Annotated in this window: 8 protein-coding genes; all 8 read right to left on the bottom strand. The window is 44.5% G+C overall.

What is annotated here, in order from left to right; all coding sequences use genetic code 11:
- Nucleotides 1–863: glycosyltransferase family 4 protein (locus VIP81_RS15665; RefSeq protein ID WP_331962569.1), on the bottom strand; the 863-nt coding region annotated here is incomplete at its 3' end.
- A complete protein-coding gene (locus VIP81_RS15670) occupies nt 860–1,306 on the bottom strand; it encodes a serine acetyltransferase (RefSeq protein ID WP_331962573.1) in 447 nt (148 codons plus the stop codon). The genes VIP81_RS15665 and VIP81_RS15670, both read right to left, overlap by 4 nt.
- Before the next feature lie 111 nt (nt 1,307–1,417).
- On the bottom strand, nt 1,418–2,512 hold the full coding sequence (locus VIP81_RS15675; protein WP_331962576.1) for a polysaccharide pyruvyl transferase family protein: 1,095 nt from the start codon (nt 2,510–2,512) through the stop codon (nt 1,418–1,420).
- Nucleotides 2,512–4,029, bottom strand: a complete 1,518-nt coding sequence (locus tag VIP81_RS15680; RefSeq protein WP_331962579.1) for an oligosaccharide flippase family protein — start codon at nt 4,027–4,029, stop codon at nt 2,512–2,514. Before VIP81_RS15680 ends, VIP81_RS15675 begins: the two co-directional genes overlap by 1 nt.
- 49 nt (nt 4,030–4,078) lie before the next feature.
- Nucleotides 4,079–5,392 carry a nucleotide sugar dehydrogenase gene (locus VIP81_RS15685; RefSeq protein ID WP_331962582.1) on the bottom strand — a complete coding sequence of 438 codons (1,314 nt, stop codon included), beginning with the start codon at nt 5,390–5,392 and terminating at the stop codon, nt 4,079–4,081.
- A gap of 125 nt (nt 5,393–5,517) precedes the next feature.
- Complete coding sequence (locus VIP81_RS15690; RefSeq protein ID WP_331962585.1) at nt 5,518–7,911, bottom strand: GumC family protein; 2,394 nt, start codon at nt 7,909–7,911, stop codon at nt 5,518–5,520.
- Nucleotides 7,912–7,928: 17 nt separating this feature from the next.
- Entirely contained in the window at nt 7,929–8,702 is a 774-nt protein-coding gene (locus VIP81_RS15695; RefSeq protein WP_331962588.1) for a polysaccharide biosynthesis/export family protein, read from the bottom strand.
- Between the two features lie 85 nt (nt 8,703–8,787).
- Nucleotides 8,788–10,575 carry a nucleoside-diphosphate sugar epimerase/dehydratase gene (locus tag VIP81_RS15700; RefSeq protein WP_331962591.1) on the bottom strand — a complete coding sequence of 596 codons (1,788 nt, stop codon included), beginning with the start codon at nt 10,573–10,575 and terminating at the stop codon, nt 8,788–8,790.
- Nucleotides 10,576–10,971: the final 396 nt, after the last annotated feature.

The raw sequence follows: 10,971 nt of genomic DNA on the forward strand, positions 1-10,971 counted from the left end.
AACAGGTCGCAAACAGAGAGGTAGGTGGAGAGAACATCTCTTGACACGCCCCCAACAAAAACAACATGTTCTTTTAGTCCCTTTGCAGCCACCAGCTGTTCCAGGTGTGCTAAATGACCACCATTGCCGACGATGACATACAACAGATCCGGTACCGCCTGAATGATCTCATGCAGACTTTCTATCACTACTTCCTGTCCTTTCTCTTTTACGATCCTGGAGGCACTGAGCAAGATGGGCCTGTCTTCCCGGAAACCCAGGTTTGATTTTATTGCCGCAATTTCTGTGACAGTTCTGGGTTGGAAGATATCCGTATCAATACCGTGCCTGATTAAATACAACTGATCTTTCATCGCCGTTTTCTGCCATATATCCAATTCCGCTTCACTCACCACGATGATTTTCTTCTGCTGCAGGAAGAAACGTTCCATTCTTTTCTGCATGCCGAATAAGCTCAACAGGAAGGATGGTTTTTCGAAGAAGCTGTTCTTCTCATTTCCATGAAGAATAGAAACGGTGCGGGGCAGGATATTTTTAAGAGAAGACTGGAACAAGGCGCCCATCTTCTTGGAACGGGCATCACTGAAGATGATGGTATCAAATTCCTGTTGTTGCAGGATCTTTTTAAATTTCAGAAAGAGCAGGTAGAAATGAATAAACTTAGTACCTGGTATTGTATAACAGGTAACCTGGTATTGCCGCGCAAAGGCAGCCAGGAATTGTTCATTATTGCCGGTATGATAAGTAAGCAGACTTACCTTATGCCCGTTCTTCACCAATCCGATGGCGAGATCATGTGCATAAACGCCTGCGCCACCGATGATCGGTGGAAATTCATATGATATGATTAAAACATTTTTCATAATCCCCATTCATTCATGATATAACCTTCCACTCCCTTTCCTGTTGAAATCACCGCAGGATTACCCATGACCAGTGATCCCGCCGGCACGTCCGTATTCACATAAGCCCCCGGTGCAATCAATACATCGTTTCCTACTGTAATATTCCCTACGATGATGGCATTGGAGCCTATCCATACTCTATTCCCGATGGTGGGCACTCCCTTTAATCTTCCTCTGCTCACCTGTCCGATCACCACACCTGGTGAAATATTCACATTATCTCCAATGGTGGCATTTCCATTGACCACAACAGTGCCAAAGTGCCCGATGTAAAAACCTTTTCCTACTTTGGTAGTATGTGGTATCTGAAACCCATACTTGTAGGAATAATGCCTGAGGATCAACCGCCACCACATCCGGACCAAACCGGTGCTACCGGCGCATAGCCTCAAAAAAAACATGTACCGGAATCCTTCGATCAGGCAAAATGCTTTTAATAAATTTCTGGTATCCGTTTTTCCATGATATCTGTATAAATCCGATTTGATTAATTCCCAGGCGCCCATGCTATGTTATAATTTAATATTATCAAGCATCAGGTCATTAAACGTACCCCTGATTTTTTTGCTGTATTCAATGGTCTGTGTACCTGATGCAATATATTCGTCGTTAAACGATTGTAATTTCTGGGAGATCAGGTATGCTTTCACTTTACACTGGTGTTTCATGGCCAGTATCAATGCGTGCATCCTTCCGGAATATACATCTGAAGCAGAACGGTACAATTGCTTCAAATCCTCTACAGAGGCTAATTTCGCAATCTCCATCTCTACTTTATACTTATTACTGACATAATCCCTGAAGGCGATGGTTTCAGCGGCGTCGGTGATGGTAGTGTAAAACAATTCCACCGTTAATCCCCTGCGCAGATAGTTGCTGACTTCTGCATACCATTCTTCATAATAGGCTTCATTGGATTTAGCCATCTTATTATACTTCGAAAAAACTTCCTTATAATTTGTGATGCCTACCAGGGCTTTGCTATTCAGATTTTCTTCCTCCACCCTGTTTTTCCCGCTGTAAAAGGCGATGTCCGGGGTAACAATGGCTTTACGTCCGAATTGTTCCTGCAGGCGTGTTTTGGAAAACTGATCCCGCACCCACACCAGGTCTATCCTGGAAAGTGCACTGGCAAACAGTTTTTTTTCTTTCCCGTTAAATGTAGTGCCTACGCCTACGCCAATCATATAGATCTTAGCCTTACTGAATTTCTTGATTAAATAAGTCCACCAGTACAGGGCAACAGCAAACCTGCTGGGATAATCCTTACCGGATGATTCTACTAACTGACCGCCTCCGATCACGATCACATCATAGTTTCCTGCTGACAATTTTTGCCGGATACTTTTATAGTTCATGCTTATCCAGTAGAAGAAAGCGAGGTTTAACCGTACTTTGCTGCTGAACGACATCGGCGCTACTACGTTGTTTCCGGTAGCCTCCACTAAATAATCGTACTGCGGCAACCGTGACAATCGCGGATTGGTGAAATAGGCGAACTCTGTATGAAAATCACTGTCCTGCAATAAGCTGGTCATGCTCTCCCTGATAGCCTGATCACCCAAATTATTGGAGAACCCCTCATTTATTATCAATGCCTTCTTCATTACCGTCTTCTTATAAGTTTTTCAATTAATAAACGCTGCTCTTTATTCAGTGTCACAAACCAGGCAAATGGCAGGCTCACCGCACCGATGATGAGTCCCGACAAACACATGGTTGCCCAGGAGCCTGGTACCAGGAAATGCCTGCAACACCAGGACATCAGTAATACCCAGAGAAACAATGCCATTCCTCTGCCTATGCTGGGATAATAAAACCAAAAACGCTGGTTCAATATCCTGGCCGCATACGTCGGGGAAAATATCAGGTTCTTTAAAGTGAGTAATATCGCTGACGCTATTGCCACGCTGTAAATACCTAAATCAAAATATTTAATAATCAATATGCCAAGTACCAAATTGAGGATTCCACAGAAAAAAGAAGTGAGTCCTGGTGTTTTAACTTTGTTGTACACCGCGTTGATAGACAATATCGGCAGCACCGACAGGTTAAATATTAAATGACCTGTCAACAGAATCATCAACGGATAAAAGTGAACAAATTTTTCACCGATCCAGAGTTTCAGGATCACATCCGAATATGCTACAATAATACCGATAGGTACCGCCAGCACTGCTCCCATGGCCACTACAGAATACCGCGAGAACTTCAATAAATTATTGAAGTCCTTCTCTGCATAATATTTGTACACCACCGGTGTAAAAATGGCGACGAATACGCCTGCAAACGAACGCAATAAGGTATGCCATTGCGCTACGGTGCTGAATTCGCCGGTAGCTGTAGGGCCATAGTAATGGTTCAGCAGGATGATATCAATATTGATAAACAGCAAAGTGCCTATCTGATTAATCACCAACCAAAAACTCATGGACGCTACATACTTTACAATCTGTTTATCAAAACTGGCGATCCTCAATTTCAGAAAAGGATACTTCCGGATGATCCAGATCAATGCTCCCGCGAATGATACCAATGAAGCCAAAAAGAAAGCAATTCCTATCATGCTCAGATTCGCGGATGTGTTCAGCAATAAAAAGATCAACGCTGTTCTTACCACTATTTCCAGGATGGCGATAATGCGCTGGATATATATTTTATTCGACGCAAATGCCGGTACCAGGAACAGGCCACGGATAAAGGTGAGGACGAAGGAGGTGATAATGGCAATAAATACCCACCTCATTTCACCTACTGCATATCCCTGGTAACTGATAACGCTGTCTATTTTATACAAGAACCAGGCTATCAGCGGCAGGATGGCAACAATTAACAGTGTGGCGGAAATGATGGAGGAGGAATAGATCGCGTTTGAAGTTGCATGATCGTCCTTTCTCATCGCCAGCGTAAAGTTCCTTCCTACCGCTGCGTCAATAGCAATTGTAATGATAGACAGATAAGAACTGAAAGAAGTAGCCAGTGCGATGATACCATAGCCATCCACACCAATCTTCGCTATATAAAACGGTACAACTACCAGCCCCAATAAAATATTTAAAACCAAAGCCAGAAAGTTAGTCCCTAAGTTTAGCGACATCTCATAGCTCACCCCTTTCGTTGACATCAACTATCAATTTTCAAATTATTTATATATGTATCTGTCTTATCTGCTCTTAGAGCCTGCCGTCTACCAGGCTCCTATCTACACAGGCTTTGGTATCAAAAATGACCCCATTGTTACGTCTGTACTTCAGGTAATCAAAGGTTAAAAACTCTTTATGCGCCACTGCCACGATAATGGCATCGTACACGGCTGCTTTATCGATGGAGCTTAATATTTTCAAGCCGTATTCTTCTTCCACTTCTGCGGGATCAGCCCAGGGATCGTAGATATCTACATCCAGACCAAACTGTTTCAGTTCGTGATAGATATCCACTACGCGGGTGTTACGTACATCCGGGCAGTTTTCCTTGAAGGTAATTCCCATGATGAGGGCCTTTGATCCTTTGATCTTATGGTCCTTATCGATCATCAGTTTCACTACCTTGTTAGCAACGAAGTGGCCGATATGGTCATTAACGCGGCGGCCGGACAGGATCACCTGCGGATGATAGCCCAGTGACTCCGCTTTGTGTGCGAGATAGTATGGATCAACGCCAATGCAGTGACCGCCTACCAATCCTGGCTTGTATTTCAGGAAGTTCCATTTGGTACCGGCGGCGTCGATGACGTCGTTGGTATCAATGCCTATTCTATCGAAGATCAGCGCCAGTTCATTCACAAAGGAAATGTTCACATCGCGCTGTGCATTTTCAATGGCTTTGGAAGCTTCGGCCACCTTTAGACTGGGGGCCTTATGGGTACCTGCTTCAATGATAGAACCATACAGGTTATCTACTTTATCCGCTATTTCAGGGGTAGAGCCGCTGGTTACTTTTTTGATCTTTGTGAGGGTATTTATTTTATCACCGGGGTTAATTCTCTCCGGAGAGTATCCTACAAAGAAGTCGGTGTTATATTTCAGTCCTGATACTTTTTCAAGTACGGGAACGCAATCCTCTTCTGTGCAACCTGGGTATACGGTAGATTCATAGATCACGAGGTCGCCTTTTTTCAGGATGCTTCCCAGCATTTCAGATGCTTTGATCAGCGGACGGAGGTCCGGCGCCTTGAAAGCATCTATCGGCGTGGGAACCGTTACAATGAAGGTGTTATATTTTTTCAGGTCTTCCACGTTAGACGAGAAAGACAGCCCGATATCTGCTTTTTTTCCGGTTTTCAGGGTCATCACGGCGGTAAGATCTTCCATATTGGCTTCCCTGGTACGGTCGGCCCCTGCAGACAGTTCTTTTACTCTTTCCTTGTTGATATCAAATCCCAATACATCGTATTTTTTGCCAAATTCAATCGCTAACGGCAAACCAACATAGCCCAGGCCGATGACGGCCAGATGGATATTCTCAACGCTGTTGTTAATCTTAACCATAAAAATATTTGTCTGTCTTTTTTGTTTTAAGTCTGTTAATATTGTTTTGCCATCCATCCAACTGATACCTTTACTGGGGGCTAAATGACGATGCATACACGAATATACATAATAATATCGTGGTGCTATTTCCCGTTCAGCACTTCCCGTTTTCTCCATTTCCCCAGCAAACCTTTGCCAGTGGTCTCTTCATTACCATAACCGTATCCATATCCGTAACCATAGCCATACCCGTAGGCACTTTTATTCTTTACGTCATTGATAACGATATTGATCCGGGGCAGTTTCCGTTGCAGGTACAAGTCTTTCGAGATCTGTAACTGCTGCTTGAAAGTAAAGCCATGGCGGACCAGGTACAGGGTGGCATCCGCAAAACGGGCCAATACCTGTGCATCGGTTACCAGTCCTATAGGGGCGGAATCGATGATGATATAATCAAAACGTTCATTCAGTTCTTTAAACAGCGCTTCTGTGCGTGGTTGCAGCAACAGCTCTGTAGGATTGGGTGGAATAGGACCGGAACTAATGATCCAGCAATTCTCATGAATCCCTGATGGACGGATCAGCTCCTCCATGGAAGTTTTACCGATCGCGTAGGTGCTAAAACCTTCATGGTTGGAAAGGCCCAGTCGTTCTGCGATCCTCGGTTTCCGTAAATCCATTTCCATCAACACCACCTTCTTCCCGGAAAGGGCCAGGATGGCGGCCAGGTTGGTAGACATGAAGGACTTACCCTCGCCTCCCATGCTGGAAGTAATGATGACCGACTTGTTACTGATATCGGACAGCACAAACTGAAGGTTGGTACGGAGTGCCCGGAATTGTTCTGCCACAGGCGTACGGGAATCCGCTTTGGTAACGATCATATTTGTGGCGCTGTGTCCTATTTCGGCCAGCACCGGCACCGGTGTGTTGCTGGTAACGTCCAGCTTATTCAGCACTCTTCTGCTCAGTAGTTCCCTCATGTAGAGGTATACGGCGGGAAGCGCTACGCCCATCACCATTCCGAGCAAGAGTATGAGTATACGTTTTGGGCTAAACGGCAGGGCATCGCTTTTCGCATCATCAATAATGCGGGCAATGGCCAGGTTAGAGGTTTTGGAAATGGCCGATTCTTCTCTTTTCTTCAGGAGAAACAGGTATAATTCCTGTTTGATCGCCTGTTGACGGGAGATATCCAGGAATACCCTTTCTTTCGCCGGCACCTGCCGGATCTTCGAATTCAGGGCACTGGCATTCTTTTGTTGCTCGTCAATGCCTACCTGGATCCCTTTTTTCAGAGAGGCCAGGTTGCTGAGCAGGTCGGAGCGGATACCAGCCAACTGCTGATCCATGTTTACCACTACCGGGTTGGTGGTGGTACTGGACATCAGTTGCCTTTCCCTGTCCAGTTGCAGGGCATTATAGCGTTGTACCAGTCCTACAAACGTAGGGTCCTGTACAATCAGGGAGGAAGGCACTACCCTTTTGCTATTTTCTGTATCCCGCATGTATTCTTCCAGTGAAGTCACCACATTCAACTGTACCTGTTGTTCCAGCAGTTGTTTGCGGGCATCGCCGGTACTTTCTACGAGTAACTTCGATTGTGACTCAATATCTGCCAGTTCATTATCCTGTTTAAACTGTTGTATATTTTTTTCTACCCCTGACAACTCCTGTGTAACAATAATGAGGCGGTTGTCGATAAAGGCGATGGTACTGTCTGCGATGCGGTTTTTGTCCTCCACACTTGCTTTCAGGTAAGAGGTGAGCAGGTTATTCAGCACTCTTTCTCCTTTCTCCGGAATCTTTGCATTTAAACTGAGGTCGATCGTGCTTACCTGTTTATTGGGAATGCGTACGTCCAGGAGTGTTTGGTAGTTTGCGGTTGTTTCATCTACAGAAGCCACTTTTACGATATACATCGATCTTGTAAAGGGAAATTCCGTGCGGACTAATTTTGCCACGCCCTCCTGGAGGTGCATGGTATCATTCCAGGATCCGGTACGGCTGCCTTTCGCGCCCGACAACTCAAATTTATCATTGCCTACCGGTGTGATTGTGTAGGACGTTTTATTAATGGTATCCTTGAGGGAAAGCCATTGCATGGAAAAAGGAAGATTACCGTATTGTTCAGTTTCTTTTACCCTTCCCTCTACAAAATAAGAGGTGTTCAGTTGCAGGTTGTTCACGACAGTCTGCATGAGCGTACGTGACTTCAATATTTCCACTTCATTGTCTACACTGCTCTTATTGGAAAAGACCTCCAGTTGCTGCAAGATCTCCTGACCGGGGATATCACCGCCTTTCTGATCGTCTTTTACCAATACTTTAGCGCTGATCTTATAAGTTGGCGTGGCATAACGGAGATATAACCACGCAGCACCCACACCCATGATAACAAAGATGATAAACAGGTACCAATGCCGCAGCAGGATATCCAGTATGTAACGGGGGGTGATGCCACCGTCTTTTTCCGGCTCCCTTGCCTCGTGCCCGTTTAATTGAGGCGTGTGATTCTTAAAGATATGCTCTGGCATATTATCTTATTAAAAATTTAAAAATTAATTCTCGACACCACCACGATCAACAGTGATAAGACAGATGCCATGATTGAAATACGTTTCACTTGTGATAAGTCCGTGCTTGATACTTTCGACTTATTAGGTTCCACATACACTACATCTCCCTGACGCAGGAAAAAGTAGGGAGAGGAAAAAATATTACTCTCATTCAGGTTCAGTCTTACAAACTCCTTCTTCCCGTTATTATCCCTGATGAGCAGGATATTTTCTCTTTTTCCGTAGATGGTCAGGTCGCCTGCTGCGCCCAGTGCGTCCAACAAGGTTACTTTCTCATTAGGCATCACATAGGTCGACGGCTTGTTCACCTCGCCGAGTACTGTAATTTTAAAATTCGCAAACCGCACATTCACCACCGGATCTTTATAATAGGTAGCTGCTATGGTTTTAATTTCTTCCCGCACGCTGTCGGTTGTTTTACCCTGTACCGTGATCTTGCCGATTAATGGCAGTACCACATATCCGTCTTTGTCTACCAGGTAGCCACTGACCGAAGTAGCAACGGGTGCAGCCGCTGTTCCACCGGCTACCGGCACGGAAGCGCCGGATTGGTTCAGCATAGACGTGGCCGTAGGATCAAGTGTTTGGATGGTGATCTGTAAGATATCATCCGCTTGTATCAACGGCGTTGCATATGCGGCCTGTTGTATTCCCTTTTGTCTGATAGTATCCGGTACATCTTTGAAATAAGTAATATTCTTTGGCGCCGAACAGGACGTGACCAACAAAGTGATTACCCCTGACAACATAAATAACAGTCCTTTTAAATCTCTGATAGATCGCTCACACATATTGATTGCTCTTGTTTCTTATTTAGTAATGAATGCCCGATGATTAGATAATCATCTTTCCCTTGTCGAGTTCTTCATAAGCAGAATTTTTGCTGATGAATTCAGGCACCAGTAATTTCATTCTCGCCACCGTAGGTGTGAGATAGTGTTTCCTGGCAGATTCCACCAGTTGATTCACCTGCTCATTTACCTCTGTAAAATCAGATGCGCGCACTTTTGCGATCATAATTTTTTCGTGGTAAGTGGGTAATGTATTTTCTGCGTTGTTGAGTAATTCTTCGTACAACTTTTCTCCGGGGCGTAATCCGGTGAAAACGATTTGTATATCTTTTCCGGGTTCTTTGCCGGACATGCGGATCATTTTACGTGCGAGATCTGCAATTTTCATGGGCTTACCCATATCGAACACAAATATTTCGCCGCCCTGTCCCATAGAACCGGCTTCCAGCACCAACTGGCAAGCTTCGGGAATGGTCATAAAGTAACGGGTGATATCCGGGTGGGTCACTGTTAACGGACCACCTTTTTCCAGTTGTTGTTTAAACCGTGGGATCACAGATCCGTTTGAGCCTAATACATTCCCAAAGCGGGTTGTAATAAAGCGGGTAGGCGGTGTGCCGTATACTGGTCCGAGTTTCTGGTATTTCTCGTTCAGGTGGTTATTGAAAGATTGTGAAAAAATTTCAGCGATACGCTTGGAGGCGCCCATGACGTTGGTCGGATTCACGGCCTTATCGGTAGACACCATCACGAATTTCTCTGCGCCGTATTCCACTGATAGCTCCGCCATTATTTTGGTGCCCAGTACATTGTTCATTACGGCAATGGATGGATTCTTTTCCATCATCGGCACGTGTTTGTAGGCAGCAGCATGATAAACAATAACAGGCGCGTAGATTTCAAACAGTTGCTGCATCCTTACCCGGTCGCAAACATTCCCGATAAAAGGAATCACGGGAACTTCTCCGGCCGTTTCCGCCAGTTCCAGTTCCAGTTCGTGCAACGGTGATTCTGCTTTATCACAGAGGATGATCACAGAAGGATCATACTTGATCACCTGTCGTACAATTTCGCTGCCGATAGAACCCGCTGCACCTGTTACCAGGATACTTTTCCCTTTCAGTTCTTTACTGAGTTGCAGGTTCTTGATGTTGATAACAGATCTTTCGAGCAGATCTTCGATATTGATATCCTTTAACTGGATACCGTTATTGGTGTTACCTTCTGTCCACTGGCTCACGGGAATAATTTTTTGTACTCGTATATTTAATGCAATACATTCTTCCACCAGTTCATTCAGATGCGCAGCATCGAGGTGATCATTAGGAATGAGCAGCAAAGAGATCTGCCCTTCTTTCACCATTTTAAACAGTTGTCCTTTACGGGAAGCATATACGGGCAGGCCTTCTATTGATTTACCGGCGTGTGAATTGGTATCTGCCATAAATGCGGTGATACGAACATCTGCATTCGGATCGTCGCTGATCGCTTTGCGCAGCATGAGGCTCGTGTGGCCGGTATAATAGATTGCAGCGCGTGTACGGCTCTGGTTCCGAAAATTATTATAGTATTTGAATGTCCATTTTACCAGCAGGCGATAGGACAATAAAAAGAACGAGCTGATAAAGAAATTAATAAGGATAACTGAAACGGGAAACACGTTCTGCTCCGCGTCCAGTATGTGACTATAGCCAACAGTAAAGAGGATCAGACACCCCACGAGGTTCTGTCCTGCAATACGGCCTATGTCCGCGAGACTGGTAAATCTCACGATACCCCGGTAGGTGCGCAAAAGCAACGACAATATGAGGTATACACCTAAAACAGCCATTCCGATTTTCTCCACGGGAAAATACAAGTAGGCATCTACATCAAAATTCAATCTGAGAAGAAAGGCTAAGTTGATTGCGATAACAGAACACCCCAGGTCTAATAGTAAAATTAGCCATGACGGGGTAATCCACGATGAACTACGCACCATTGGTTCAATATAAGATATGGTTATTAAATGTATTTACGTTCGCCTGGTCAACTAAATCCGCGCATTTTTCAAGGTTTTCATAGTGACGCTTCAATTAAACCAAAACGGATACTAAAAATGATTTACAAACTATCGGTTTTCAAAGTTAGCACAAAGTAAATACTAAAATTGATAAGTTCTGTTATGAAAAGGTAAACTGTTGAAAAAAAGTTTTCGAGTTTCCTTCTTATAAAAGAATGATAGTAC

Source organism: Chitinophaga sp. (genome assembly GCF_036566945.1).
GTDB lineage: Bacteria > Bacteroidota > Bacteroidia > Chitinophagales > Chitinophagaceae > Chitinophaga.

Excerpts from the sequence above, each read along its gene's own strand:
- VIP81_RS15670 (WP_331962573.1), bottom strand. The coding sequence starts at position 1,306 with ATGTTTTTTTTGAGGCTATGCGCCGGTAGCACCGGTTTGGTCCGGATG.
- VIP81_RS15695 (WP_331962588.1), bottom strand. The coding sequence starts at position 8,702 with ATGTTGTCAGGGGTAATCACTTTGTTGGTCACGTCCTGTTCGGCGCCA.
- VIP81_RS15675 (WP_331962576.1), bottom strand. The coding sequence starts at position 2,512 with ATGAAGAAGGCATTGATAATAAATGAGGGGTTCTCCAATAATTTGGGT.
- VIP81_RS15690 (WP_331962585.1), bottom strand. The coding sequence starts at position 7,911 with ATGCCAGAGCATATCTTTAAGAATCACACGCCTCAATTAAACGGGCAC.
- VIP81_RS15685 (WP_331962582.1), bottom strand. The coding sequence starts at position 5,392 with ATGGTTAAGATTAACAACAGCGTTGAGAATATCCATCTGGCCGTCATC.
- VIP81_RS15700 (WP_331962591.1), bottom strand. The coding sequence starts at position 10,575 with ATGGCTGTTTTAGGTGTATACCTCATATTGTCGTTGCTTTTGCGCACC.
- VIP81_RS15680 (WP_331962579.1), bottom strand. The coding sequence starts at position 4,029 with ATGTCAACGAAAGGGGTGAGCTATGAGATGTCGCTAAACTTAGGGACT.